Genomic DNA, 26,494 nt, shown 5'->3' on the forward strand with positions numbered 1-26,494 from the left:
GTCAAGAAACCATGGAATACGTGATTTCACTGACCCGGCGGAGCGCGTCCGCGCTCAGTAGTCGTAGCGCGTGTTGGGGTCCAGGTCGCCGTAGAAGGAGTAGGCAACCTTGTCGTTGCCGATGGAGCTCTTGAGGTACTGGGAGCTCAGCCCCGGCGCCGTCACGTAGAGATAACCCTTGCACCCGGCGCACGTGGGATTGCCATTCTTGAACACGTCCCACTCGCCGTTGAGCTCATCCGCGTCGGACGAGGTGGTGCGCACCAGCTTGAACTCGAAGCTGTCCGTCTTGGTCTTCAGATGCACGTGGCCGAAGCTCTGGAGCGTGGCCTCCTGCCAGCTGAACGTGGCCCGGCTGTAGCCCATCGAGTGGGTGGTGGTCTGCCCCGTGACGTAATCGGACTCGTGGAAGATGCTCACGTTCGACGAGCGCACGTTGTGCACCGGCGTCAGCGTGCTCCACGCCACCACCGGAATGGCCACCGTCAGCGCCGCCAGGCCATTGAAGACAGACTTCGGCATGTTGCTCAGCATGGTGTTCTCCTCGCGAGATGAGGGCCGACAGGCTCCCGCCAGCCACCATGCTGGGTGTCTTCACTCAGGTCAATGAAAACGAGTAATGCGAGCTTTCTCTGATGTGCCGGTGGGGGACTACCAGGTGGGCTCGGGCACCGGCGCGGAGAGCACCTGCCGGCGCGGCTCGCCCACCACGCCCAGTTGCACGCCCAGCCGGTAGAGCGCCCGCGTCTGCTCTTGCAGCGGCCGCCACGGCGCCTCCATCCGCACCCCCGCCTCGTCGTCGCTGTTGTCCCCCTGCTTCTCCCCCAGCAGCTCCGAGAGCACCTCCGCCGCCCCCTTCTTCCTCGGGAAGAGCTCCACCCTCACCGGGCCCTCCAGCTTCGCCGCCTCCTTCGCCAGCTTCAGCGCCACCGGGAATCCTCCCAGCTCGTCCACCAGCCCGTGCGCCTTCGCGTCCTCCCCCGTCCACACCCGCCCCTTCGCCACCTCCTGCATCTTCTCCAGTGGCATCTTCCGCCCCGCCGCCGCCTTGCTCGTGAAGTCCGCGTACACCTGATCCAGGTACGCCTCGTTCTTCGCGTGCTGCTCCGGTGTGAACTCCGCGTCCGTGCTGTACATCGTCGCGTTCTTCCCCGCCCCCAGCGGCTCCCAGTTCACGCCCAGCTTCTCCCAGAAGTCCGCCGTCACCATCTTCCCGTTGTACACGCCGATGCTCCCCGTCAGCGTCCCCGGCTGCGCGACAATCTTGTCCGCGTCCATCGCCACGAAGTACCCGCCGCTCGCCGCGTACGAGCCCATCGTCACGATGACCGGCTTGCCCTTCTCCCTCGCCCGCTGCACCTCGCGGCGCACCGTGTCGCTCGCCACGTAGCTGCCCCCCGGGCTGTCCACCCGGAAGACGATGGCCTTCACGCTCTTGTCCTCCACCGCCTTGCGGAACGCCGCCGCCACCGTGTCGCCCCCCATCGTCGCCTCACCCGACATGGGGCTGGAGCGGCTCTCGCCCCGCGCAATCTCTCCCGCCCCGTAGATGAGCGCCACCGTCTGCACCCCCGTCCGGTTCGGCCTCCCCGCTCGCTCCAGGTACTTCTCCAGGTACAGGAGCTCCGCCTTCCCGCCCGCCTCCTCCTTCACCTTCGCGTACACCTCGTCGCGGTACAGCAGCCCGTCCACCAGCTTCGCCTCCAGCGCCCCTTTCGCCAGCAGCGGCGCCGAGTCCATCGCCGCCCGCACCTGCTCCTCGCTCAGGCCCCGGCCCTCCGCGATTCCCTTCACCATCTGCCCGAAAAGACTCGTCAGGAAACGCTCCGTCTCCTCGCGGTGCGGCGCCGTGAACGTCTGCTCCGTGTACATGTTCACCGCCGCCTTGTACTCCTGGCGCTTGCTCATCCGCGGCTTCACCCCGAGCTTCGCCAACGCGTCCCGCGCGAAGGGCGTCTCGATGGCGATGCCCGTCACCGACAGCTCCCCCGAGGGCTGCACGTACACCTCGTCGAAGGCCGTGGCCAGGTAGTAGCCCCCCGTCGAGCTGTCCCCCTCGCCAAACGTGTCCGCGTACGCCACCGCCTTCTTCCCCTTCTCCCGGAAGGCCTTCACCGCGTCCCTCAGCTCCTGCACCACCGCCGTGCTCCCCGGCGTCCCGTTCACCTTCACCACCAGCCCCTTCACCCGCTCGTCCCCACCCGCCCGCTCCAGCGCGTCCACCACGTCCCGCACCGTCAGCCGCTCCGGGCCGAACGCGCTCGCCAACGAGTCCTCCGGCACGTGCTCCACCAGCCGGTCGTCCAGCTCCAGCTCCAACACCACCTGCCCCGGCACCCCCGGCTTGTTCGATGCCCCCAGGAAGAGCAGCCCCAGCAGCAGCCCGGTGAAGAGAATGGTCAGCGCGCCCACCAGCGCGAGCAGCCCAATCAAAATGCGTTTCATGCGCGAGGCTCCCACCTGCGTGTCCGTGTACGGCGAGGGCTTACTACTAACCGCCTCGCGTGACGACGTCCTCGCCCGCGCTCCCCCCGTGCTTCCCGGTGCGCAGGGCGGCCAGTCATCTGTCTCCTTCCTCGCACTTCCCCGGCCCGCGCCCTGCAAGCGGCCTCGTTCTGGCACCGCCGGGGAATGCGGATTGTCCTGGGATGGACGGGTTTCCCGTGCCCGCGGGGCTTCCGGAAGACTTCTGGAGAAGGGGGGCTCCCGCTCGTGCGGGGGATGCCTATTTCTAACGGAGTCGACTCCTGTGCAACTCGGAGGACCCCACGCCATGATGGACGAACTCCTCTCACTCTCCGTGCAGACGTCTGCTCCGATGGCGCGTGCCCGCCAGCGCCCGGCCGTGACGGTGATGGAGCCGCCCACGGCGTGGAGGGACCCGGAGAACGAGTCGCCCTTCTTCGAGCCCATCCCCGTCCGCGTCCACACCATTGAAGGCGCCGGGGGCGTGTCCCTGCGGGTGTACGACGCGGGGGACATGTACGGGCCGCCGCTCTTCTTCGTCCACGGCTTCTCGCAGTGCCACCTGGCGTGGAGGCGGCAGTTCCAGAGCGCCCTGGGCCTGGGCTTCCGGCTGGTGGCCATGGATCTGCGCGGGCATGGCCTGTCCGACAAGCCCCACGGGGCCTACGGGGACGGGCGCGTGTGGGCCCGGGACATTCAAGCCGTCATCTCCGCGCTCGAGCTGGAGCGGCCGTTGATGGTGGGCTGGTCCTACGGCGGCATGGTGGTGGCCGACTACCTGCGGCACTTCGGGCAGGAGCACGTGGCGGGAGTGCACTTCGTGTCCGCCATGGTGAAGAGCGGCTCGGAGGAGGCCTTCGGGCTGCTGTCGCCCGAGCTGCTCGCGCTCATCCCCGGGCTGTTCACCGAGGAGTCGGGGCAGAGCCGCGCCACCCTGGAGACCTTCGTGTCCCTGCTGCACCACCAGCCGGTGTCGCAGGAGACGCGCAAGCGCGTGTTGGCCTACACGGAGATGGTGCCGGCGTACGTGCGCGAGGCGCTCGGCTCGCGCGCCGAGGACTATGACGACGTGCTGCACCGGCTCACCGTGCCGGTGCTCGTGACGCATGGGATGGAGGACCGCATGGTGCTGCCCGCCTCCAGCCACCACATCCGCTCCATGGTGCCCGGGGCCCAGTTGTCCCTGTACTCGGGCGTGGGCCACTCGCCTTTCTGGGAGGACGCCCGCCGCTTCAACCGCGAGCTGGCCGCCTTCGCCGCCCGGTGCTGGTAGGCGGCGCCGTTACACCTCGGTGAACACCGGGCCGGTGAGGCCCTCGTGCTCCATGGCCTGTTTGACGTCCTCGGAGACGATGAGGACCATCGTCCAGCCCCAGGGACGGAAGACGTGGGCATCGCCGACCTTCGTGGGATCGATGCGCAAGCCCGAGACGACACGGTACTCGCCCACTCTCTCGGGTTGGCCATCCTCGGGCTTGAAGTGACGTACCTCCCTACACCGGGCCTCGTCGATGCAGCGGATGACGCGCAGCGCGTTGAGGATGAACCAGGGCCCGCCGTGGCCCTGTACTTCGACGGGGAGGAATTGAACGTCCTGGATGCCCAGGCGCTCGAAGAGCTGGACGACTCGATGGTGGACCACGGGGATGGAGAAAGAGCTCTGGGTGAACTCCAGCTCCCTTCCGTCTGGCTTCACAGGGAACCGGATGAGCCCATCGCAGTCGAGTCGGCGGCTTTCGATGAACATCCAGGGGTTGATTTTCTGCCCGTGCTCATCGACAGGGTGTCGCAGGTGCCAGCGTCCTGGCTGGTCCATGTCATCCGTCAGATCGTAGAAACGGTTCATCGCCATCACCTGGTGTTCCGCCTTACGTCTTCGTCAGCAGTTGGTGGAGGAGTGTCCCCGGCGTACAGACGTCATCCGCGATCTTCTTGAGCTCCTCCGCCAGGAAGCTTCGGCATTGATTCGGGGTGCGGCACTGGAGGAGCACGGATTCCAATCGACGGTGGACCTCCTGGTGGTACGCCTTGGAATGAGGGCCTTTGTGACCCTTGAGGTAGACGAGGTTCTCTTTCGCATCCAGGCTCATCCCCGCTTGTTCGAAGATATCCTCGAATCGGGGCGTCCACGGACCACCGTGCAGCGCGGAGATGCTGTTCTTGTTGGTGGCGAGGTGGTGCCAGTAGTAGCCGTCCTTGGCCTCGGAGCCATCGGTGCAGGCGCTGCCCACCGTGGTTGCCACGGTGCCCGCGGCCACGCCCGTGACGAGCACGGTGCCGTCGGCCACCATCTGTACCGCTGACGCGCCCTCCAGGGACAGGCCCTTGGGGAGTGCGTAGCGCGGGGCGCGCAGCAATGCTCCGAGTCCGCCCTCTGGTACCTGGGGCAGTGCCCTGGCCATGCCCATGCTGGCCACCAGCATCAGCACCCGCAGCCCCGTGCCGCCCAGCGCCTTGCCGAAGCGCTCGGCCACCGCTTCGAGTTGCTGGGGCGTGCTGGCCGCTTGGGCTTCCCGGTACAGCTGGACACAGGCGAGGGCCACGCGGGTGAGCTCGAGCACGCCCACGGCCAGAGACAGCCGGAGCGTCAGCATCGCCACGAAGGCCTTGGTGAAGACGGGCTCGGGAGCCAACCAGGCGGAGAAGTAGAGGAACACCGAGAGGGCGACACTGGAGAGGAATATGGGCGAGGAGAACAGCTCGTGCGCCGCCTCACGCACTCCTGCGCCCATGTAGCTGGGAGAGCGCTTCAGAGCGAGGAGGACAGGGCTCGTCTCCAGGGACGGGGGCAGGGGCAACTGGGAGGGGCCGAAGCGCGAGAGGAGCTCCTTGTGCAGGAGAGACCGCCATCCCTGGGGCGGGTGTTGTGCCGGGGCCGTGGAGGCCAGGACGAGCCTCAGCCGGGTGCTCTGCCGGGGCTGTAGGGATGTGTGCAGGGTCGTGAGCACTTCCCGGGCTTCCTCCACACGCAGCCGCTCCAGGGTCAGGTCGGATGACACCGGCTCGAAGGAGAGCCGCAGGCGGCCATCGGGCAGTGGACTCGTGCGCACCTGTTTCGGCGCTTCCCTCGGGGGCGAGGCCTCGGGAGCACCGGCTGGAGAGGTTGCGCATGAAGCGCACAGGATGAACCCTAGCGTGAGCACCACGCGTGACAGCGGACCGGCTCTTCTCATGCTCCGGTAGCCTGCACGAGCTTCGGTGCGCCGCGCACCTGTGTCCGCTCTGGACATGCTGGTGAGGGTTGGACGAGCGTGTCCCCTGGGGGATTCGCGCTCCGTGGGGCAGAGTCCGGGGATGCTCTCTTCCTTCCATCGGGCCCGAATCGTGCTCGCGGGCTGCGTGCTCGCCTTGTTCGCGGCGTGTGCGGCTCATCCCGTCGCCACGTCTCCCGCTCGTGAGACCCGGCTCCTCCGCGTCGGAACGAGCGGTGATTATCCTCCCTTCACTTCCATGCGAGACGGGCAGGTGTCTGGCTTCGACGCCGCGCTGCTGGAGTCCTTCGCCTCCGAGCGTGGATACCGCCTCGAATGGGTGCGCTTCCGCTGGCCGGAGCTGATGGCGGACTTCGGTGTTCAGCGCTTCGACATGGCGGCCAGTGGTCTCACCATCCGCCCCGAGCGCTCGCTGGCCGGACGTTACACCGTCCCCGTGGCGCGCAATGGTGCCCTGCTGCTCCTGCGTCGTCCGGCCTGGGCCCCTCCGCCCGCGACGGGAGATACCGAGGCGCCACTCGCGCTCCTGCGGGCGCTCGATCGGCCTGATTTCCGCCTGGCAGTGAATCGGGGCGGCCACCTGGAGCGCGTGGCTCGTGCCCATTTCCAGAATGCGCGCATCCTCGCCATTCCAGACAACGCGCCCGTGCGCGAGGCACTCGCCTCCGGGCAGGCCGACGCGGCGCTCACCAACACCGTCGAGGGACCTCGCTGGGCCGAGGGCCTCTCTGGCATCGAGCGCGTGGGGCCCTTCACCCGGGACGTGGTGGCGCTCTATGTGCAGCCCTCCCGGGCCGCGTTGGCCGCGGAGCTGGACACGTGGCTCCTACGGCAGGAGGCCAGCGGTGCGCTCGAGCAGCTCCGCTCGCGCTACCTGGGTTCCGGCGCCACCGGACCCACCGCGACCCCCGTGGACGCGCTGCTCTCCGCCACCGCCGAGCGTCTGGCTTTGATGCCCTGGGTGGCCATGGCCAAACAGCGCGCGGGGCAACCCATCGAGGTGCTCTCGCAGGAGGCCCGGGTGCTGGAGGCTGCTTTGAAGGAGGTCCACTCCGCCGCCGAGGCCCTGGGCGTTCCGGCCCCTCCGGACGAGGCCATCTCCGCCTTCTTCCAAGCGCAGATGGACGCGGCCAAGCGGATTCAACTCCGCACGCCTCCGGCCGCCGCGGAGGCTTCCGTGCATTCGCTCGACGAGGAGCTCCGGCCGGCGCTCGCGCGCATCAGTGCTCGCATCAGCGCACTCGTGCCCCGTGTGCCGGGAGGGTTGGACCGCGATGACACGCGGCGGAAGGCTCGCGAGGAGCTCGCGTCCACCGGCCTGGCGGGCGAGGAGATCGAGCGCCTCGCCGATGCGCTGGTGGCGCTCGGGGCGGCCCGACGTGAAACGGCCGGTAGGGGCCGGTGAGGACGGCTGTTTTCACACCTCGATGAAACGCGTGCCGGTGAGGCCCTCCTGTTCCAGGGCCTGTTTGAGATCCTCGGAGACGATGAGGGACAGCGTCCATCCCCAGGGGCGGAAGACGCGGGCGCCTTGTGTCTTCGCCGGGTCGATGTGCATGCCGCGCAGGTACTTGTACTCGCCGACCTTTTCCGGCTGGCCATCCTCGGGCTTGAAGTACCGCACCTCGGTGCAGCGGGCATCGTCGATGCAGCGGAGGATGCTCAGTGCATTGAGGATGAAATAGGGCCCGGCGTGGTTCTCCACCTGCACGGGGATGAATTGCACCTCATGCTGGAGGTCCATGCGTTCGAAGAGTTGGACGACGCGGCCGTGGACCACGGGGATGGAGAAGGAGTCCAGGGTGAAGTCCAGCGTCACCCCATCGGGCCTCACGGGGAATCGGATGATTCGCTGGGGCTCGAGCCAGCGGCCTTCGGTGAACTGCCAGGGATTGTGCTTCTGCCCATGTTCATCGATGGGAGTCCGCAGATGCCAGCGCGACGGAATGCTCATGTCATCGGTCAGTTCGTAGTGCTTGGACATGTCTTTCCCGCTTCCGCATCAGTGCTGAGACTTCGTCAACATCAGGTTCAGATACGAGCCAGGGGTGCATACCTCGTTGGCGAGCTCTCCGAGGGACTCCAGGAGTTTGCTCCTGCATTGAATGACGGTCGTGCAGCCTTGGAGCGCCCGGCTGAGCTTCTTGTACACCTCGTGATGGTACTCCTCGGGATGCGGGCCCTTGTGCCCCTTGAGGTAGATGCGGTTCTCCCTTGCATCCAGATCCATCCCCGCCTGTTCGAAGAGTTCCTCGAATCGGGGAGTCCACGGGCCACCGCGCAGAGCCGAGATGTCGTTCTTGTTGGTGGCGAGATGGTGCCAGTAGTAGCCGTCCTTGGCCTCGGAGCCATCCGAGCAGGCGCTGCCCGCGGTGGCAGCCACGGTGCCCGCGGCCACGCCCGTGACGAGCACGGTGCCGTCGGCCACCATCTGTACCGCTGACGCGCCCTCCAGGGACAGTCCCTCGGGGAGTGCGTAGCGCGGAGCGCGCAGCAATACTCCGAGTCCGCCCTCTGGCACCTGGGGCAGTCCTCTGGCCACGCCCAGGCTGGCCACCAGCATCAGCACGCGCAGCCCCGTGCCGCCCAGCGCCTTGCCAAAGCGCTCGGCCACCGCTTCGAGTTGCTGGGGCGTGCTGGCGGCATGGGCTTCCCGGTACAGCTGGACACAGGCGAGGGCCACGCGGGTGAGCTCGAGCACGCCCACGGCCAGTGACAGCCGGAGCGTCAGCATGGCCACGAAGGCCTTGGTGAAGACGGGCTCGGGCGCCAGCCAGGCGGAGAAGTAGAGGAACACCGAGAGGGTGATGCTGGAGAGGAATATGGGTGAGGAGAACAGCTCGTGCGCCGCCTCGCGGGCGCCCGCGCCCATGTAGTGGGGAGAGCGTTTCAGGGCGAGGAGGACGGGGCTCGTCTCCAGGGACTGGGGCAGTGGCAACTGGGCGGGGCCGAAGCGCGAGAGGAGTTCTTCGTGCAGGAGAGACCGCCAGCCCTGGGGCGGGTGTTGTGCCGGGGCCGTGGAGGCCAGGACGAGCCTCAGCCGGGTGCTCTGCCGGGGCCGTAGGGATGCGTGCAGAGCCGTGAGCACTTCCCGGGCTTCCTCCACACGCAGCCGCTCGAGGGGCAGGCCGGGTGACACCGGCTCGAAGGAGAGCCGCAGGCGGCCATCGGGCAGAGGCGTCGTCCACACCTGCTTCGGCTCTTCTCTTGGGCGCGACGCCTCGGGAGCAGCGGCCGGAGCGGTGGCGCACGAGGCACACAGGATGAACCACAGCGCGAGCACCACGCGTGGCAGCGGACGGGCTCTCTTCATGCCCGGGCAGCATGCTCGACCTCTCGGGCGAATGGCACTCGGGGTTCTGGGTCTTCTCTTGGAGCCGCCCGTTCCCCTGGATGCGGACCCTCACCCTGGCTCCTCTCCCAGAGGGAGAGGGGATGGCCCGGGTGCTCCCCTGGTCAGCTTCTCCCCCGCTTCGTTCAGCCCTGGGCTTTCTTCCTCCCCGCCCCTCTTTCGGGAACACCCCCCGGGCATGCCCGGTTGGTAGCTTCCAGATGCCTATGCGCCTTCATTCCCGCTTCCGCCTCCTCGTCGCGGCCCTCCTCGTCGCGGCCTGCACTCCCCCGCTCGTCAACGCGCCGGGCCCCTCCGCGCCCCCCGCTGACGCCGCTCCCCCTCCTCGCGCCGAAGCCCCCGCCTCCCCCGCCGCTCCCTTCACCAGCGTCGAGGGCATCACCGAGTACCGGCTCGACAACGGGCTGCGCGTCCTCCTCTTCCCCGACCCCACCAAGCCTACCGTCACCGTCAACGTCACCTACTTCGTCGGCTCCCGCCACGAGGGCTACGGCGAGACGGGCATGGCCCACCTCCTCGAGCACCTCCTCTTCAAGGGCACCCCCACCACCCCCAACGTGCCCCAGGCCCTCACCCAGCGCGGCGCCCGCCCCAATGGCACCACCTGGCTGGACCGCACCAACTACTACGAGACCCTCCCCTCCTCCGACGAGAACCTCCGCTGGGCCCTCTCCTTCGAGGCCGACCGCATGGTCAACAGCTTCATCGCCAGGAAGGACCTCGACAGCGAGATGACCGTCGTGCGCAACGAGCTGGAGCGCGGCGAGAACAACCCCTCGCGCATCCTCTTCCAGCGCGTCATGAGCTCCGCCTTCCTCTGGCACAACTACGGCAAGTCCACCATCGGCTCCCGCGCGGACCTCGAGCACGTCCCCATCGACCGTCTCCAGGCCTTCTACCGGAAGTACTACCGGCCCGATAACGCCATGCTCGTCATCGCCGGCGCCTTCGAGCCCCAGAAGGCCCTCGCCGAAGTGCAGGCCACCTTCGGCCGTCTGTCCAAGCCCGCAGAGCCCCTCCCCTCCACCTATACCGAGGAGCCCACCCAGGACGGCGAGCGGCTCGTCACCCTGCGCCGCGTGGGCGACGTGTCCGCCCTCTCCGCCGTCTACCACGTGCCCGAGGGCGCCCACCCCGACTTCGCCGCCATCGACGTGCTCACCCACATCCTCGGCAATGCCCCCTCCGGCCGCCTCTACAAGGCCCTCGTCGAAACCAAGAAGGCCTCCAGCGCCGGTGCCTCCAACTTCCAGCTCCACGACCCCGGCATCCTCTCCTTCTCCGCCGAGGTCCGCGAGGGCCAGTCGCTCGACGCCGCCCGCGAGGCCCTCCTGAAGACCGTGGAGGACGCCGCCCGCACGCCCTTCACCCAGGACGAGGTGGACCGCGCGAAGACAGCGCTCCTCAAGTACGTGGAGCTCATGCTCAACGACTCGGAGGACGCCGCCATCCAGCTCTCCGAGTGGGCCGCCATCGGCGACTGGCGTCTGTTCTTCCTCCACCGCGACCGGATCGAGGCCGTCACCGCCGCCGACGTCTCGCGCGTGGCCCAGAGCTACCTCAAGTCCTCCAACCGCACGCTCGGCCAGTTCATCCCCACCGCGAAGCCGGACCGCTCCGAGATGCCCGAGCGCGTCAACGTGGCCTCCATGCTCGAGGGCTACAAGGGCCGCGGCGAGGTCGCCGTGGGCGAGTCCTTCGACCCGTCTCCCGCCAACATCGAGCAGCGCGTGCGGCGCTCGCAGGCCGCTGGCCTCAAGCTCGCGCTGCTGCCCAAGAAGACGCGCGGCGAGATGGCCCACGTCACCCTCAACCTGCGCTGGGGCACCGAGAAGGCCGTCTGGGGCCGCGCCGAGGCCGCCGACTTCGCCGGCATGATGCTCATGCGCGGCACGAAGAAGCACACCCGCCAGCAGTTGCGCGACGCCTTCGACAAGCTCAAGGCCCGCGTGGGCGTGGACGGCGGCGCCACCGGCGGCAGCGTCTCCATCGAGGCCCCGCGCCAGAACCTCCCCGAGGTGATGAAGCTCGTCGCCGAGGTGCTGCGCGAGCCCGCCTTCGATGCGAAGGAGTTCGCCCTCCTCAAGGAGGAGCGGCTGGCCTCGCTGGAGGCCCAGCGCAGCGAGCCCAACACCCAGGGCGGTATCGCCTTCTCGCGCGCGCTGTCTCCCTACCCCGCCGGGCACCCGTACTACGCCGAGACGCTGGACGAGTCGCTCGCCGGGGTGAAGGGCACCACGCTGGAGCAGGTGCGGGCCTTCTACCGGGAGTTCTACGGCGCCTCGCAGGGCGAGCTCGCCGCGGTGGGGGACTTCGACGCCGAGGCCCTCTCGAAGCAGGTGGCCGAGCTGTTCGGTGGCTGGAAGAGCCCGGCGCCGTATGCGCGCATCCCCGTGCAGCCGTACAAGACGGGAGCCCAGGCGCTCATGCTCGAGACGCCGGACAAGGCCAACGCGCTGTTCCTCGCGGGCCATGGGCTGGGGCTGCGCGATGACAACCCGGACTACCCGGCGCTGGTGCTCGGCAACTTCCTGCTCGGCGGTGGATTCCTCAACTCGCGGCTGGCCACGCGCGTGCGCCAGCAGGACGGCCTGTCCTATTCGGTGGGCAGCTCGCTGAGCGCGGGCGCGTTGGAGCCGGTGGGCTCGTTCTCCACGTACGCCATCTACGCGCCGCAGAACGCCGCGAAGCTGGAGACGGCGGTGCGCGAGGAACTGGAGAAGGTGCTGAGCAAGGGCTTCACCGCGGACGAGCTGGAGAATGCGCGGGCGGGCATCCTGGAGTACCGGCGCACGAGCCGCGCGAATGACGGGGGCCTGGCGCGCACGCTGGCGTCGTACCTGTACTACGGGCGCACGCTGGAGTTCGACGCGGCCTTCGAGAAGCGCCTGAGCGAGCTCGAGCCCGAGGACGTGCGCACGGCGCTCTCGCGCTACCTGGACTGGAAGAAGGTGACGGTGGTCAAGGCCGGCGACTTCGCGGGAGCGGAGAAGAAGGCCAAGGCCCCCGTGGCCACGCCGCCCGCGAAGTAGGCACTTCCCCTCTCCCCTCGGGAGAGGGACGGGGTGAGGGTGGTGCGGACCCCGGGTTCGCCACTGCCCTCACCCTTCGTGTTTCCGGGGTCCACTGGTATCAGCGCAGGATTGCGCGGGTCATCGAGGCGTACTCCCCGGAATCCTGCCGCATGTCCTGGAGAAGTCTGCGGGCCTTCGCTGCCTCCGGGTCGCGGAGCGCGATGAGCCGCCGGAGTGCGTTCACCAGGCTCAGGTGCTTCCTGCGTTGCTCGGCCAGTGTTTCCCGCCGGAGACCCAAGGCGCGAATCGTCGCCTCCCCGCGTGCGTTGCCATCCACTGCGTAGGGCACTTCTTCACGGAACGAGATGAAGGACTCGGGGTCGTCCACCGCAGGGTCGAGCAGTAGCGGGTCTTCCGCCGTCACGTCCTCCTTGTGGCTTCGGGCCCGCCGCGCCGGGGTTTGGAGGGGGAAGAGGTTCTTCTTGAACTGCTGATTGCAGAGCGTGCAGGCCAGGAGCAGGTTCGACCACTCGTAGGCGAGCCAGTAGTAGCCCGGCCGGCTCAGTGGCTCATCTTCCCGCTGGCGCCAGCCCGCCTTGGGGCGGAAGTGCTCGACGTCTCCGTAGGAGATGTGAGCGACCTTCGATTCACAGAAGGCGCATTTGCCATGCTGTGCTTCCAGCAGCGCCTGCTTGACGGTCTCATGGGCGTAGATGCCTGGCTCGAACTCGAACAGCCTCTTGCCCTTCTCGTAGCTCCGAGGCGCACGCGAGTACGCCGTGCCCATGGCGCGACGGGCACGTGCACCTTTCGTTCGAAGGACCGCAGGAGGCTCGGCTGGCTTGCGGACGCGAATCACTTCCGGCCATCCCTCAGGCGCTTGGCGGCGCGCTGGATGATCTCGAGGGCTTCGCGCTCGGTCTTCGTCTCACCCGTGGGCAGGGGACCGATTGCCGTTTCCAGTTCCCGCAGTCTGGTTTTGTCCTTGGGTGTCAGTCGGGGTTTGGCGAGAAGCGTGGTCCGCTCCTTGAGCAGTTCCTCAACCTGGGGTGGGCGGGCCGTCTCCAACCCGAACAGGTCGCTCGTGAGGATCTGGTCCACCCGCCAGCCCCGGATGGATTCCACGTCGTTGTCGATGATGACGTGGTCTCCCTCCCGCTTGAGGAGCACGATGTTCGCATCAGGGGCGCTCTGGACGACGAGCGGGCTGTGCGCTGTCACGATGAACTGGGTGTTGGGGAAGCGCTCGGTCAGATAGCCGATGAGCTGGCGCTGCCACGTGGGATGCAGGTGGAGATCGATTTCATCGACGAGCACCACCGCCGGCTCGGCCAACGGGTTGGGGCTCTCGGGGTATCGCTCAAGCAGGCGGCTTGCGAGATCCACCATCCAGGCGATGAGCGTTCGGTACCCCAGACTCAGGCTTCGCATCGCGACCCACCCATAGGGAGTCTGGACCTCTACCCTGGCGGTCGGGTTGCTTGCATCGGGAGGTGCGAAGCGCAGATCACTCACCTCTGGGAGCAGTTCGATCAGGAGTTGCTTGATGCGATCCCGCCTCTGTGCGGCTCCGCCCTTCGTGGTGGACTGCTTGCTGGCCGCGTAGTCAGCCTGCAAGAGCCACTCTTCCGCGTTCCTCAGCGGAACATCTTCGGAGAAGAGACTCTCGCTGGGTGGAGACTCTTTCGCAGCGGACAACGAGCCCGCTCCCATCCGGCGCGTGGCGCCATAGCCATAGCAGACCAGATGGCAGAAGGAACCCTCGACCTCCGTGAATCTACTGCTCTCGTCGCGCACCAAATCATAGTTGATGTGGCCCTGATGTTCTTGGCTGCCTCCCTCCATCATCAACCGTCCAGCTCCAACCCTGGCGACAAAGCGGGCGGGCATGGCGGGATGACGAACAGGAGACCAGGCGGTGTGTCTCGAAAAGACACCCGAGGGGGCGTTGTAGAGTTCTCCCTCCTCGGTCCTGTATCGTTCGGGCTCGAGCGTGGCGAGGGCCTGCAGCAGGGTCGTCTTGCCCATGCCGTTGTTGCCGAGAATCACCGTCCATCTCGCCGGACGTTCCTGGCCATCGGAGAGATTCAGGGTCTGCTTGAGCCCGAAGCAGCGCACGTTCTCGAGCGTCAATGAAAGGAAGTACACGGGCAGAGGCTGATCAGGCGTTTGCTTGCGCGCGCCAGCCCGTCCCCTTCTGGCCTGCTGTGCTCTTCCCCGCGTCTTCGTGGCCATGTCACTCCTCGACCGGTGCCTCCTGGCCCGGCGCCAGACGAAGGCGGTGTACCACGAAGGTTGCACCTGAAAGAGCTGCTCCCCTCGGGGAAGCTCCGCGGGACTGTGGCCTCTCCGTCCCGCGGTCCCTCCGGGCGCTCCGCCCTACCCTCCCATCATCTTCTCCATGCGCCGCTGCATCTCCTCGAGCGACACCTCCTCCACGTGCTGCATCAGCGTCCACTTGTACCCCTCGGGGTCCTCCACCTGCGCCGTGCGGTCCCCGTAGAACTCGTTCTGCAGCGGCCTCAACTGCTTGCCTCCCGCCTTCAGGAAGCGCTCGTACAGCGCATCCACGTTCTCCGTGTACACGCACAGCCCCACCGGCGTGCCCCCGAAGTCCTTCGCGCTCTTGTTGCCCCACTCCGGCATCGAGTCCGCCACCATCAGCCGCGAGTCGCCAATCTGCAGCTCCGCGTGCGCCACCTTCCCGCCCGGCATCGGCAGCCGGAACAGCTCCTTCGCGCCGAGCGCCTCCTTGTAGAACTCGATGGCCTTCGCCGCGTCTCGCAGCGAGAGGGACGGCGTCAGCGAGTGGTATCCTTCCGGAATCGCCTTGGGCATGTGTTGCTCCTGGGGAGAGGCTCCCCGCTCCATACGGGGGCGAGCAGCCTCTCCGGCACCCCTCGTCCGGGCAAGTCCGGATGCTGGGACGGGTCACTCCCGTCCCGGGTCCGCGTTCAGGACACCACGAAGGTGCCTTCCCCCGTCAGGTCCACCTCGGTGTACGTCTCCAACTGCCGCGTAGTGGGGATGATGAACCCCGGCGTGCGCGTGGTGATGCCCAACGTGCGGATCTTCACGCTCTGGTCCCCGTTCGTCAGCAGGGCGTGGGGAATCAACACGCTGAAGAGGATTCCCCCCGCATCCGCCGCGTTCGACTGGAGCTCGATGGTGACCAGCGTGCCGATCCCCACATCCACCTGACGGATTTCATCCCCCTGCGCGTTCACCTGGCGGCGGCGATCCCGGTACTGCATGAGCGGCACACCGGCGAAGCTCGTCGCCGAGAAGCTCACCTGGATGTCCTTGCCGCGTAGGTCGAACTGGTTGGGGGCGACGGAAGATACGGCCGCGGGCTGCGCGGTGGGTTCTACCTGGTCCATGGAATGCCTCGTCTGTCTGGGCGGCGACCCTCCGGGGAACACCGCGGGTTTCGTCGAGGCAGAGCGGGCTCCCGAGAATCGTGACGAGCGCCCGGCCTACGGGGTCAGCCCTGCCAGAGCAGGCCGAGCTCCAGGCGCAGGGGCGTGAAGGGCTCGACGTGCACCTGGGCCTGCCCGGTGTGCGTGTCCAGCGGCGCCCAACGGCCACCGTCCAGCGCGTAGACTTCCAGTGCCTGCCGCCGTGGGTCCACCAGCCACAGGTGGCGCACGCCCACCCGAGCGTAGACCTTCATCTTCTTTTCCCGGTCCAGCACTTCCGTGAAGGGAGAAAGCACCTCGCAGACCCAGTCCGGCGCGAGGGTGACTCCCACCACATCGGGCATCACCGGCATGCGCGCGCGGCGCCAACCCACAATGTCTGGCACCAACACGTCCTCGCCCAGGTGCAGTTCGGGTTCGATGAGCAGCAGCCAGCCACCCTGCCCTCTTCTTCCCTGGTCGAAGGGTCCCTCAAGCGCACAGTACAGAGCCCCTTTCGCGAGTGCCTGGAGCGAGGGGGGCCGGGGACTCACGTACAACTCACCGTCCACCAATTCCGCCACGCGGTGCGGGGGAACCGCCTCTAGGTCCGCGTAGGTCGCCTTGCGTCTCTGGCTTCCGTTCGCGTCCGGAGCAAGGGCCGCCGGACGTGCTTCTTCGCTGGCGCTCTGGGGAGGGTCGTCGGATTCAGGGTGCATCCCCAGACACTACATCCTACTTCTGACATCAGGTAGCCCGGGGTGTCCTGAAACGTTGCCCCTTCCCCGGGCCCGCCTGCTTCCGGGCTCCGCTCAGTTGCCGCAGAACGTCGGGCGGCCGTACAGGCGGCAGAAGGTCTCGAGGTCCTTCCCGGTGAGCGCCGTGCGCGGCTGGGGCTGCTCCCGGCTCATCACGCTGTCCACGTCCGCCGCGGGCGTCCCCATTCCCAGCGCCTTGCCCACCCCCATCAGCCAGTCCCCCCGGCTCACCTCTCCGGGCTCGGCCGTGTTCACGTAGATGACGCTCTGAAGGAGGCGCCCCGTGCTCATCTGGAACGTGAGGGCCGTCTGCACCTTGCTCCCCTCCGTTCCCGGCGGCCTCCCCGACACCAGGTGCACGCGCCTCTGGGTGGTGTCCTCCACCGGCACCGTGCTCTCCACCGGCGCGCTGAAGCACAGGTCGCTGCACGTCTGCTCGTCCCACGCCGCCAGCGCCGCCTCGAACTCCTCCCGCGCGTCCTTCATCTCCGGCGCGTAGCTCGTCTGGATGCAGCCCTCCGAGAGCGCCCAGTGCGCCACCACCCCGTTGAGCTCCTTGAAGGGCACCGCCAGGTCCGCTGGGGGTTCCACGCACGCCGCCTCGGAGCCGCCGTCCACGCCCGGACAGCCCACGAGCAGTGCCGCTCCCAACGCCATCATGAGTCGCATCGGGCCAATCTACCACGCGCCTCCGGGCCTCCCCGCCGTGGCACGCCGTACGACCCGCTCGAATTCGAGGGATTAGCACCACACCCGCAACCCCCTCTCCCCCCTCGGCCTCCCGGCACCCCCGGTGCTATAGCCGCCTCCATGAGCACCGCTCCCCAGTCCTCCTCCGTTCCTCCCTCCTCCGAGACCCCCGCTCCTCGAGGCGGCTCGGGCGCCATGTTCGACATGATCGCCCCCCGCTATGACTTGCTCAACCGGCTCATGTCGTTCGGCGTGGATCAGCGCTGGCGCAACAAGACGGTGGACGCGCTCGAGCTCAAGCCCGGCGCGCGCGTGCTCGACCTGGCCACCGGCACCGCGGACCTCGCGCTCAAGGTGCTCCAGCGCCACCCGGAGACCAAGGTGGTGGGCGTGGACCCCTCCGAGCGCATGCTCGAGGTGGGCCGGCACAAGGTGGCCGCCAAGGGGCTCACCCGCGTGTGCGAGCTGCAGGTGGGTGACGCGCAGCAGCTCGCCTTCGAGGACAAGAGCTTCGACGGGTTGTGCATGGCCTTCGGCATCCGCAACGTGCCGGACCGCGCCCGCGCCCTCCGCGAGATGGCCCGCGTGGTGAAGCCCGACGGGCGCATCGCCATCCTCGAGCTGTCCGAGCCTCGCAAGGGACTGCTCGGCCCGCTGGCGCGCTTCCAGATTCGCACCGTGGCGCCCTTCATGGGCCGGCTGCTCTCCGGGGCTCGCGAGTACCGCTACCTCCAGCAGTCCATCGCCTCCTTCCCCCAGCCCGAGGTGTTCGCGGACCAGATGCGCGAGTCGGGCCTCGAGGTGCTGCGCGTCACGCCGCTCACCTTCGGCGTGTGCTGTCTGTACGTGGCCCGGCCCCGCTGAGGGCCCCGGGCGCTCCTCCCCCCTGGAGCGTGGACCTGTCGACGGAACCGGGGCCGGGGTGCCGCCACGTCTGGCGCGCGGTGTAGCCTCCCCTCCCGGTACCGCGCTCGAAGGGGGAGCTGGCCCACATGTCTGGCCTCTGGCGGCTCGTCGTCCTGGTGCTCGCGCTGCTGCTGCCTCCGGACGCGGTGGCGCAGGCGTTTCCGGTGGACCGGCCCATGCGCGTGGTTTTCCTCAATGCCCTGCCGCCGGGCAACCCGTGGCGGGACAACGTCCTGGGCAACCTGCGCGCCGCCGCGAATGACCTGCACATCGAGCTCACCATCCTCACCGTGGGCCACTGGCCCGGAGAAGTCCTCGAGCGGGCGCGCGAGGTGATGAGCGGGCCCGGCCGGCCCGATTACCTCCTCCTCACCATGCACCGGGGCATCGGCGCCCGCCTGCTGGAGCTCTCCAGGCGCGAGAAGGTCCCCGTCTTCGTCATCAACTCCGGCCTGCTGCCAGCGGATGCCGGGCGCCTGGGCGGGCCGCGCGGGCACTTCCCGCTCTGGCTCGGGCAGATGATGCCGGACGAGGCGCTCGCCGGCCGGACACTGGCCCGGCTGCTCCTGGAGGCCTCCACCCGGGGCCGCCCTCCGCGCGCTTCCGTGCGGCTCGTCGCGCTCGAGGGGCGGCTCGAGGACGCCTCCGGGCTGGGGCGCTCCGAGGGGCTGCTCCAGGCCGTGGACGCGTGGGAGGGCGCCGAGCTGCTCCAGAAGGTCTCCGCCTCGTGGGCCATGGACGCGGCCCTGCGCAAGGCGGAGCTGCTGCTGCTCCGCTACCCGGGGCTCCAGGTCATCTGGGCCGCCAACGACAACATGGCGCTGGGGGCCCTGCGCGCGGTGGAGGCCTCCGGCCGCCGCCCCGGCCAGGACGTGGTGCTGGGCGGCATGGACTGGACGCCCGAGGCCCTCCGCGCCGTGCACGAGGGGCGGATGGTGGCCTCGCTCGGCGGCCACTTCCTGGAGGGCGCCTGGGCCCTGGTGCTGCTGTATGACCACCACCACGGCCGCGACTTCGCCTCCGAGGGGCTCGACTGGCGCACCTCCCTGCTCCCCGTCTCGCGCGCCAACGTGGACGCCGTCCGCGCGTGGCTCGGCGAGGAGGACTGGGAGGCAATCGACTTCCGCGCCTTCTCCAAAGTGGCCAACCCCTCCCTGACGCACTACGACTTCTCGCTCCGGGCCCTGTTCCTCCAGCGGCACCGCCGCTTCCCGGGTCTTCTCCTGGAGTCGTATGGATTCACGCGCCCCCTCCCCTCCGAGCGTCGCCCCTGAGCGTGGCGGGCGGCGGATTCCCGGCAACCGGCTCGGCCGCCGGCTGCTCGTGGCCATCGTGCTCTTCAGCCTCGCCGCCAGCCTGGTGAGCACCGCCGTGCAGCTCGCCGCCGACTACCGCGGCGAGGTCCACGCCCTGGAGGAGCGTCTGGAGCAGTTGCGCCGGAGCTACGCGCAGAGCGTGGCCCAGAGTCTCTGGTCGCTCGACGAGGCGCCGCTGCGCATCCAGCTGGAGGGGATGACGACGCTGCCGGACATCGTCCGGGCCGAGGTGGACAGCGCGCTGGGCACCCACTACGCGGCCGGCATCGCGCCCGGGACGGAGCACGCGGTGGTGCGCTCCATCCCGCTGTACCACGGGACGCTCTTCCTGGGGACGCTGCGGGTGAGCGCCACCCTGGCGGGCATCCACGCGCGGCTGGGAGAGCGGGTACTCGTCACCCTCGCCACCCACGGGGCCCAGACGTTCCTCATCGCCCTCTTCGTCCTCTTCGTCGTCCAGCGCATGGTGACGCAGCACCTGGCCACCATGGCGGCCTACACGCGCGGGTTGGAGCCGGGGCACCTGGACTCGCCGCTGGTGCTGCGGCGCCGCGCCCCCGCGCCCGGCGGTGGCGACGAGCTGGACGAGGTGTGCTCGGCCATCAACGAGATGCGCGAGTCGCTGCGCCAGGAACTCGGCGAGCGCCAGCGCTCCGAGGCCTCCAACGCCCTGCTGGCCGAGGCCGGCGAGGTCCTCCTCACCTCGCTGGAGGTGGAGAAGGTGCTGCCGCGCGTGGCCTCGCTGTGCGTGGGCGCGCTGGCGGACTGGTGTGTCATCGACCTGCTGGACGGCGGGGAGATGCGCCGGGTGGGAGGCGCGCACGTGGACGCGGCGAAGCGGCCCCTGCTCGACGAGCTGCAGCGCCGCTACCCGCCCGGCCCCGGCTCGGCGTCGCCTCCGGCCCACGTCGCGCGCAAGGGCCCGCCGGTGGTGGTGCCCCTCGTCACCGACGAGAAGCTGCGCGCCATGGTGGTGGACGAGGCGCACTTCCAGCTCGCGCGCTCGCTCGGCATCCAGAGCCTGCTGGTGGTGCCGCTGGTGGCGCGGGAGCACCGGCTGGGCGCCATCACCTTCGTCTCGGCCTCGCCCGGGCGCTATGGGCCCGCCGAGCTCGCCCTGGCCCGGGAGCTGGCGAGCCGCGCCGCCATCGCCCTCGACAACGCGCGGCTGTACCGGCACGCCGAGCAGGCCATCCGCCTGAGGGACGTGTTCCTCGCCGTGGCCGCGCACGAGCTGCGCACGCCCCTGCTGCCCCTGCAGCTGCGTCTGCAGAGTCTGCTGCGCCGGGGCCGGAGTGGCGCCGCGGTGGAGCCGGCCCGGCTGTTGGAGGAGGTGGCGGCCGCCGAGCGGCAGACGAAGCAGCTGGGCCAGCTGGTGGACCAGTTGCTGGACGTGTCCCACCTGAGCGCGGGCCACGCGTTGGAGCTGCGGCGCCGGCGGGTGGACCTGGGCGAGCTGGTGGCCGCGGTGCTGGAGGAGATGGGGCCCCGGTTGGCGGCCAGTGGCTCCGAGGTGCGGCGGGAGCTGCACGGGCCGGCGGTGGGCTGGTGGGACGCGCGGCGGTTGGAGCAGGTGGTGACGGGGCTGCTGCTCAACGCGCTGAAGTTCGGCGAGGGCCGTCCCATCGACGTGCGGGTGACGCCGGGGGAAGGCACGGTGCGGCTGGTGGTGGGGGACCACGGCATCGGCATGCCGGAGGACGAGCGGGTGCGGCTCTTCGAGCGCTTCGGCCGCGGGGTGCCGGTGCGGCACTATGGGGGACTGGGGCTCGGGCTCTACCTCACGCGGCAACTGGTGGAGGCGCACGGGGGCACCATCTCCGTGGAGAGCCGGCCGGGAGAGGGCTCCACGTTCACCGTGGAACTGCCGGTGGGCGAGGCTCCGCGCGCGGTGGGCTGAGGGGGAGCCTGCCGGGCGCACTTCTTCCAGACTTGTCCAACTGTTGGACAAGTTGGGCGAGACCGCGCCCGGAGGGGCTCCTCTCGCTCGCTCCCCTGGGGAGTGGAGGCGTGCGTCTCGCGCGGCTTGCCTTCGCGAGGGCTCCGCGTGAGAAGTGGGGCTCCACCTCCTCCCCTCCCCTGCTGGCATGAAGCATCGGTACGACGTCATCGTGGTAGGCCTGGGTCACGCCGGCTGCGAGGCCGCCCTGGCCTGCGCGCGCATGGGCCTGTCCACCCTCGGCCTCACCCTCAAGCGCGAGCGCGCCGCCGTCATGAGCTGCAACCCCGCCGTGGGCGGCACCGCCAAGGGCCACCTGGTGCGCGAATTGGACGCGCTCGGCGGGGAAATGGGCCGCGCGGCGGACCTCTCGGGCACGCACTTCAAGACGCTGAATGCCTCGAAGGGCCCGGCCGTGCAGGCCACCCGCGTGCTCTGCGACCGCGAGGCCTACGCGCGCACCATGCAGTCCGTGCTGTGGGCCCAGCCGGACCTCACCGTGCACGAGGCCGAGGTGTCTTCCGTGGTGGCCGAGGGCGGATGCGTGGCCGGCGTGGTGCTCGGCGATGGCACCCAGGTGGCGGCGAGCGCCGTGCTGCTCACCACCGGCACCTTCCTCCAGGCCCTCATGCACGTGGGCGAGAAGAAGGAGGTGGGCGGGCGGCTCGGCGACGAGGCGGCGAAGGGGCTCTCGGACTCGCTGCGCTCGCTGGGCTTCTCGCTGGGGCGCTTCAAGACGGGCACGCCCGCGCGCCTGCTGCGCGACAGCATCGACTGGGCCTCCATCGAGCCGCAGCACGGGGACTTCCCGCCGCGCCCGCTGTCCCTGCGCACGCGCTGGGGACTCGGGGATGGCCCGTTCCCCAATCAGCCCGCGGTGACGTGCGCGCTCACGTACACCACGGCGGAGACGCACCGGATTCTCCGCGACAACCTCCACCGCTCGCCGCTGTTCCAGGGGGAGATCGTCGGCCGCGGCCCGCGCTACTGCCCGTCGCTGGAGGACAAGGTGGTGCGCTTCTCCGCGCGCGAGCGGCACCTGGTGTTCCTCGAGCCCGAGGGCCCGGACTCGCCGCTGGTGTACCCGGCGGGCCTGAGCACGAGCATGCCGGCGGAGGTGCAGCTCGAGTTCCTGCGCACGCTGCCGGGGCTTCAGAAGGTGGAGGTGGCGCGCTTCGGCTACGCGGTGGAGTACGACTACGCGCCGCCCACGCAGTTGAAGGAGACGCTGGAGACGAAGCAGGTGGAGGGCCTGTATTTCGCCGGGCAGCTCAACGGGACGAGCGGCTACGAGGAGGCGGCCTTCCAGGGCCTGTTCGCGGGGATTCAAGCGGGGCTGAAGGTGAAGGGCGAGCCGGCGCTGGTGCTCGGCCGGGACGAGGCGCACGGGGCGGTGCTGGTGGACGAGCTGGTGACGAAGGGGGTGGACGAGCCCTTCCGCATGTTCACGAGCCGCTCGGAGCACCGGTTGAAGCTGCGCGAGGGGAACGCGGAGCTGCGGCTGGCGAGGCACGGGGCGCGGGTGGGGCTGGTGTCGCGCGAGGTGCTGGAGCGGGTGGAGGAGAAGCGGCGCGCGGTGACGGAGGAGGTGGCGAGGCTGAAGCGGACGGGGCTGGCGGCGCGGCTGAAGAGGCCGGAGGTGACGTACGCGGCGCTGGCGGCGGAGAAGGCGGAGGGCTGGCCGGCGTTGAGCGAGGAGGTGGTGGAGGAGGTGGAGGTGGAGGTGAAGTACGAGGGCTACATCGTCATGGCGGAGCGCGCGGCGGCGAGGGAGGCGGAGGCGTGGGACGGGTGGAGGATTCCGGGGGACTTCGCGTACGCGGGGGTGAGGGGGCTGTCGGCGGAGGCGGTGGAGAAGCTGGAGAAGGTGAGGCCGGCGACGGTGGGGCAGGCGAGGCGGATACCGGGGCTGACGCCGGCGGCGTTCTCGCTGGTGCTGGTGGCGCTCAAGCGGGGCGGGGTGGGGAGCGAGTCAGGGCCGGGCGGAAGCGGTTCCTGATCGCACAGGGGGGTGTGGACAAGGTGTGGAGAAGTTTGGAGCACCCAAAGGTGCGAGACATTTCAAGGGCTTGGAGCCCGAGCAGGGAGGGGTGGCTGTGGATAACGCGCGCTTCGGCGATCTGATTGGGCAGGGGTGCAGGGCGCTGGGGGTGACGGTAGGGGAGGACGTGCCGGCGCGGCTGAACCGGCTGATGGGCGAGCTGTTGAAGTGGAACGCGAAGGTGAACCTGACGGCCATCACGGCGGAGGAGGAAGTGGTGGAGAAGCACTTCCTGGACTCGCTGGCGGTGCTGCCGGAGGTGGAGGGGGCGGGGAGCGTGCTGGACGTGGGAGCGGGGGCGGGGTTCCCGGGGCTGCCGCTGAAGATGGCGAGGCCGTCGTTGTCGGTGACGGTGGTGGACGCGGTGGGGAAGAAGGTGGGGTACGTGAAGGCGGTGGTGGCGGTGGCGGGGCTGGGGCTGACGGGGACGAAGGCGGTGCACACGCGAGCGGAGGGCAAGCCGGAGGCGGAGGGGCTGCCGCGAGCGGACCGGGTGATCGCCCGGGCCTTCATGGATCTGCCGGACTGGTTGGACCTGGCACCGGCGTACCTGGCGGAGGGAGGGAACGTGGTGGCGATGCTGGGGAAGGCGCTGAGCGAGGAGGAGCTGAAGGCGCAGGCGGAGAAGCGGGGCCTGAAGCTGGTGTCGGCGAGGTCGTACCGGCTGCCGTTCTCGGGAGCGGAGCGTCAGGTGGCGGCGTTCGCGAAGTAGAGCGGCGTTCGCGAAGCCGAGGAGGGAAGGAGGCGGACCCAGGAGTCCCCTCCGAGCATCAACCCGCGGGCTCCAACCCGCGCGTATCTGCCCTCACCCGCGCATCAACCCCTCTCCCCTCGGGAGAGGGACGGGGTGAGGGTATCCGGGCCCCGGGTCGAACCCGAGCGGGCCCACCGTGTCCTCCACCGCACGGAAGCGGAACGCCCAAAGCCCGTTCTCCCCGGGCGGGCGGAGTCCGTGTCCTCCCCTTGCCCTAAGCCCCTGGACACGGTTTCTGTCCACGTCGGTGGAGGCGCTGGCTGTAGCTGGCCAGCGCCCGCCGGATGGCGGCGAGCAGCTGCGCCAGGGTGTGGTAGCTGCGCTCGGGCATCTCGTACTGCTTGAGGACTTGAAACACCGCCTCGACCTCGTTGAGCTCAGGCGCATACGCCGGCAGGTAGTAGAGCGTCAGTCCCCGTCGAGCCAGGCGCGGCAACTGCTCGCGCACCTGCCTGCTGACGTGAATGCCCGCGTTGTCCAGCACCACCACGCAGGAGCGCGGGGGCGAAGCGAGCCGCTCGAGCAGGTGCAACACGTCGCGACTGGTCAGCGTGCGTGGGTGCACGAGGTAGCGCAGCGTGGGCCTGGAGCCCAGCGGCCTGTAAGCCACCAGCGCGTTGACTCTCCGCCCCTGGGGGTTTTCGTACGGGACGAGCTTACGCTGGCCGAGCGCCGCCCAGCTGTAACCCGTGGGCTGTGTCGGCGAGAAGCCGCATTCATCCAGGTAGTAGAGGTCTACCCTCCCTGCTCGGGCGTTTTTTTAGCCTGGAGAGATGACGGCGGGCACGTGCCACCTCGTCCGTCCGCTGTTTGTGGGCCAACGTCATTTTCGTGCGCTGCCAGCTCGCCCCCAGGTCCGCCAGATAGCGCCGCACCTGCCGGGCTCCCAGCCGCACGCCATGCTCGCGCAAGGCGAGCGCCAGCTGACCCGACGTCCACGTGCGTGGCTGAGCCAAGAGGGCGGCGAGAGCGGCGTGGACATGTTGGCGTTGGGCCAGGTCAGGTGGCGGCCCTCTGACTTGCCGCTCCAGGGCCTCTACCCCTTTGGCCTCAAAAGCGCGCAGCACACGCCGCACGGTCTTGTCGCTACATCCCAGGTGCTGGGCGATGAGCGGCGCGCTCCAGCCCTTGGCGGCCAGCAGCACCATGTCGACCCGCTCACGCACCCACCAGCCTGCATCAGGTGCGCGGCTCAGCTTTCGCAGCTGAGCGCGCATCTTCTCGTCTACCCCTCGCGGTCTCATCCCGGGGGTGGACAATATCTATGTCCAGGGGCTTAGGCCGAGTGCTGGTCCTCAGCATGGTCATAATCTGGCGCTTCCTTGAATTCCCTATAGGTTGCCACCGCACAAGCGGTGGTGAGGGGAAATGTCACAGGACCCGCTGGAAGATTCAATCGAGGTTGTTCGCCAGGCGTTGGGCTTTGCCCAGCCGACTGCCTTCTCTCACCGCGTGACCGTCATCACAGGCCTCGAAGCCCCGGCCGTCATTGAGGCCCTCGGGCATTACCTGTTTGAGGCGGGGATTGCCCATTCTGTCCGAACGAACTTGGCCATCGCACGTGACCTCTTCGAAGTGAACGTTGCTTTCGCGAACGCCTTTCACGAGGAAGCAGTTCGACTCCTCGGCGCGGACAACAACATCGATGAAAAGCGGCGAACGACGCTACGAGATCCCTGGATTGCTGAGGGCATCGGTCACCTCTTGCTGCTGCTCTCGCGGAAAAGCCCCCCCCTCGCTCCCCCGGGCCAGCTGCAGGTGCTGACCCAAATACATGCAGACGTGCACAGTCATGGGCTGGACCTTGTGGGCATCCACGTCGAAGGCGAAGGCCTAGGTCTCACTATCGGCGAGGTGAAGGCCTCGGACCTTAACATCAGCGCGCACGTCACCGAAACAGCGAGGCTCTTCGACGAAGTCGAAAATGGGTTGCGGGAAGGCGATGTCCGAAGCCAGGTTCAGATGCTACGGGATTCTCTCACTCCAGAGCATCAGAAACTCATCACGCCCGCCTTCTGGCGGGTTCGACGTGTCTTCTTCCCTATTCTGGGATATGCACAGGCGTCGAAATTTGAGCCGACAAATGACCGCCCGACATTTGCAGCCCTCGCCTGCGGCGCGGACCGTATTCGGCTCTTCTCCATGCCCCTGGTGAATCATAAGGAGTTCTTTGATCAGGTGGCCGACCGGATTCGTTTCGAGGCCAGCGGTTTGGCGACGAGGGCAGCCTGATGTTTGGTCCCGGCTCTCGGGAGCTTTTCGAACGCCTGCCCGCGCTGCACGAGCTTGCTCCTGCCGATGCTCGCCGAATGCTCTCGGCCGCATTTCTCGACATCCAGGCGCTCTCTCTTCAGAGCAAGCGCTCCGAAGGCCCCACTGACGCCTCCCTCCTGGATTACCTGCGAAGACTCGCGAGTGCCCTTGAGAGCCATGCCATTTTCGACTGCTCCGAGCCGGATGAAACGTCGCGGGCCGCAGCCTTCGTTGCTGCAGAGGGCCTCGCTCTTCTTGCTGAGCACCAGCGGCTCTCCAACCCTCTGGCCAAGGCGCCAAGCAGTCGGTACCGGTTTGCCGACCCCTCGCTCTTCACATCAATGGAAGCGGCGCTCCTCTACCTGTACGCGGGATTCGACGCGAACGCCGGCACC

General features: G+C 68.7%; 23 protein-coding genes. 9 read left to right on the forward strand and 14 right to left on the reverse strand.

The features are described from left to right. Nucleotides 1-54: 54 nt before the first annotated feature. Complete coding sequence (locus BO221_RS48570; protein ID WP_073567776.1) at nucleotides 55-534, reverse strand: hypothetical protein; 480 nt, start codon at nucleotides 532-534, stop codon at nucleotides 55-57. 117 nt (nucleotides 535-651) lie between these two features. Then, a complete protein-coding gene (gene sppA / locus BO221_RS48575; RefSeq protein WP_073567777.1) occupies nucleotides 652-2,445 on the reverse strand; it encodes a signal peptide peptidase SppA in 1,794 nt (597 codons plus the stop codon). A gap of 328 nt (nucleotides 2,446-2,773) precedes the next feature. On the opposite strand from sppA, the gene BO221_RS48580 reads away from it, so the two are divergent. Beyond that, complete coding sequence (locus BO221_RS48580) at nucleotides 2,774-3,739, forward strand: alpha/beta fold hydrolase (protein WP_083682642.1); 966 nt, start codon at nucleotides 2,774-2,776, stop codon at nucleotides 3,737-3,739. A 9-nt stretch (nucleotides 3,740-3,748) separates the two neighbouring features. Here the strand turns inward: BO221_RS48580 and BO221_RS48585 are convergent, their stop codons facing one another. Continuing rightward, on the reverse strand, nucleotides 3,749-4,312 hold the full coding sequence (locus tag BO221_RS48585) for an imm11 family protein (RefSeq protein WP_233166599.1): 564 nt from the start codon (nucleotides 4,310-4,312) through the stop codon (nucleotides 3,749-3,751). A 22-nt stretch (nucleotides 4,313-4,334) separates the two neighbouring features. Further along, complete coding sequence (locus BO221_RS48590; protein WP_233166600.1) at nucleotides 4,335-5,516, reverse strand: AHH domain-containing protein; 1,182 nt, start codon at nucleotides 5,514-5,516, stop codon at nucleotides 4,335-4,337. A 244-nt stretch (nucleotides 5,517-5,760) separates the two neighbouring features. Between BO221_RS48590 and BO221_RS48595 the strand changes: the two genes are divergently transcribed. Next, nucleotides 5,761-7,083, forward strand: a complete 1,323-nt coding sequence (locus tag BO221_RS48595) for a transporter substrate-binding domain-containing protein (protein ID WP_073567780.1) — start codon at nucleotides 5,761-5,763, stop codon at nucleotides 7,081-7,083. A gap of 12 nt (nucleotides 7,084-7,095) precedes the next feature. On the opposite strand, the gene BO221_RS48600 is transcribed toward BO221_RS48595, so the two are convergent. Further along, nucleotides 7,096-7,662 carry an imm11 family protein gene (locus BO221_RS48600; protein WP_073567781.1) on the reverse strand — a complete coding sequence of 189 codons (567 nt, stop codon included), beginning with the start codon at nucleotides 7,660-7,662 and terminating at the stop codon, nucleotides 7,096-7,098. Between the two features lie 18 nt (nucleotides 7,663-7,680). Then, nucleotides 7,681-8,991 (reverse strand): AHH domain-containing protein, encoded by a 1,311-nt coding sequence (locus BO221_RS48605; protein ID WP_083682644.1) that lies wholly within the window; start codon nucleotides 8,989-8,991, stop codon nucleotides 7,681-7,683. Between the two features lie 245 nt (nucleotides 8,992-9,236). Between BO221_RS48605 and BO221_RS48610 the strand changes: the two genes are divergently transcribed. Further along, entirely contained in the window at nucleotides 9,237-12,062 is a 2,826-nt protein-coding gene (locus tag BO221_RS48610; protein WP_073567782.1) for a pitrilysin family protein, read from the forward strand. 100 nt (nucleotides 12,063-12,162) lie between these two features. On the opposite strand, the gene BO221_RS48615 is transcribed toward BO221_RS48610, so the two are convergent. The 6 genes from BO221_RS48615 to BO221_RS48640 all read right to left on the reverse strand — a co-directional run bounded on the left by BO221_RS48615 (nucleotide 12,163) and on the right by BO221_RS48640 (nucleotide 16,869). Beyond that, nucleotides 12,163-12,831 (reverse strand): hypothetical protein, encoded by a 669-nt coding sequence (locus tag BO221_RS48615; protein WP_073567783.1) that lies wholly within the window; start codon nucleotides 12,829-12,831, stop codon nucleotides 12,163-12,165. Between the two features lie 68 nt (nucleotides 12,832-12,899). Then, entirely contained in the window at nucleotides 12,900-14,279 is a 1,380-nt protein-coding gene (locus tag BO221_RS48620) for an AAA family ATPase (RefSeq protein ID WP_083682646.1), read from the reverse strand. Nucleotides 14,280-14,423: 144 nt separating this feature from the next. Further along, on the reverse strand, nucleotides 14,424-14,882 hold the full coding sequence (locus tag BO221_RS48625) for a VOC family protein (protein ID WP_073567891.1): 459 nt from the start codon (nucleotides 14,880-14,882) through the stop codon (nucleotides 14,424-14,426). Between the two features lie 116 nt (nucleotides 14,883-14,998). Continuing rightward, nucleotides 14,999-15,424, reverse strand: a complete 426-nt coding sequence (locus BO221_RS48630; protein WP_073567785.1) for a hypothetical protein — start codon at nucleotides 15,422-15,424, stop codon at nucleotides 14,999-15,001. Nucleotides 15,425-15,528: 104 nt separating this feature from the next. Further along, nucleotides 15,529-16,161 carry a Uma2 family endonuclease gene (locus tag BO221_RS48635; RefSeq protein WP_073567786.1) on the reverse strand — a complete coding sequence of 211 codons (633 nt, stop codon included), beginning with the start codon at nucleotides 16,159-16,161 and terminating at the stop codon, nucleotides 15,529-15,531. A 93-nt stretch (nucleotides 16,162-16,254) separates the two neighbouring features. After that, nucleotides 16,255-16,869: a hypothetical protein gene (locus tag BO221_RS48640; RefSeq protein WP_143196131.1), complete on the reverse strand. Its 615-nt coding sequence runs from the start codon at nucleotides 16,867-16,869 to the stop codon at nucleotides 16,255-16,257. Between the two features lie 141 nt (nucleotides 16,870-17,010). Between BO221_RS48640 and ubiE the strand changes: the two genes are divergently transcribed. From ubiE to rsmG, 5 genes are all read left to right on the forward strand, one after another. Continuing rightward, the gene (gene ubiE / locus BO221_RS48645) at nucleotides 17,011-17,754 is read left to right on the forward strand and encodes a bifunctional demethylmenaquinone methyltransferase/2-methoxy-6-polyprenyl-1,4-benzoquinol methylase UbiE (protein ID WP_198956338.1); all 744 of its coding nucleotides are present in this window, start codon (nucleotides 17,011-17,013) and stop codon (nucleotides 17,752-17,754) included. A 128-nt stretch (nucleotides 17,755-17,882) separates the two neighbouring features. Then, on the forward strand, nucleotides 17,883-19,070 hold the full coding sequence (locus BO221_RS48650) for an ABC transporter substrate-binding protein (RefSeq protein ID WP_073567789.1): 1,188 nt from the start codon (nucleotides 17,883-17,885) through the stop codon (nucleotides 19,068-19,070). Then, entirely contained in the window at nucleotides 19,030-21,012 is a 1,983-nt protein-coding gene (locus BO221_RS48655; RefSeq protein ID WP_073567790.1) for a HAMP domain-containing histidine kinase, read from the forward strand. The genes BO221_RS48650 and BO221_RS48655 overlap by 41 nt, the downstream gene beginning before the upstream one ends. 187 nt (nucleotides 21,013-21,199) lie before the next feature. Continuing rightward, complete coding sequence (gene mnmG, locus BO221_RS48660; RefSeq protein WP_073567791.1) at nucleotides 21,200-23,050, forward strand: tRNA uridine-5-carboxymethylaminomethyl(34) synthesis enzyme MnmG; 1,851 nt, start codon at nucleotides 21,200-21,202, stop codon at nucleotides 23,048-23,050. Between the two features lie 97 nt (nucleotides 23,051-23,147). After that, a complete protein-coding gene (gene rsmG, locus BO221_RS48665; RefSeq protein ID WP_073567892.1) occupies nucleotides 23,148-23,804 on the forward strand; it encodes a 16S rRNA (guanine(527)-N(7))-methyltransferase RsmG in 657 nt (218 codons plus the stop codon). A gap of 256 nt (nucleotides 23,805-24,060) precedes the next feature. On the opposite strand, the gene BO221_RS53235 is transcribed toward rsmG, so the two are convergent. Both BO221_RS53235 and BO221_RS53240 read right to left on the reverse strand, forming a co-directional pair. Then, nucleotides 24,061-24,570 (reverse strand): transposase, encoded by a 510-nt coding sequence (locus BO221_RS53235; RefSeq protein WP_083680704.1) that lies wholly within the window; start codon nucleotides 24,568-24,570, stop codon nucleotides 24,061-24,063. Next, nucleotides 24,563-25,063, reverse strand: coding sequence for a helix-turn-helix domain-containing protein (locus BO221_RS53240; protein WP_158079782.1), 501 nt, complete (start codon nucleotides 25,061-25,063; stop codon nucleotides 24,563-24,565). The genes BO221_RS53235 and BO221_RS53240 overlap by 8 nt, the downstream gene beginning before the upstream one ends. Nucleotides 25,064-25,214: 151 nt before the next feature. On the opposite strand from BO221_RS53240, the gene BO221_RS48680 reads away from it, so the two are divergent. Next, on the forward strand, nucleotides 25,215-26,078 hold the full coding sequence (locus BO221_RS48680) for a hypothetical protein (RefSeq protein WP_073567792.1): 864 nt from the start codon (nucleotides 25,215-25,217) through the stop codon (nucleotides 26,076-26,078). Nucleotides 26,079-26,494 lie beyond the last annotated feature (416 nt).

The organism is Archangium sp. Cb G35 (assembly GCF_001896145.1).
GTDB lineage: Bacteria > Myxococcota > Myxococcia > Myxococcales > Myxococcaceae > Archangium > Archangium violaceum.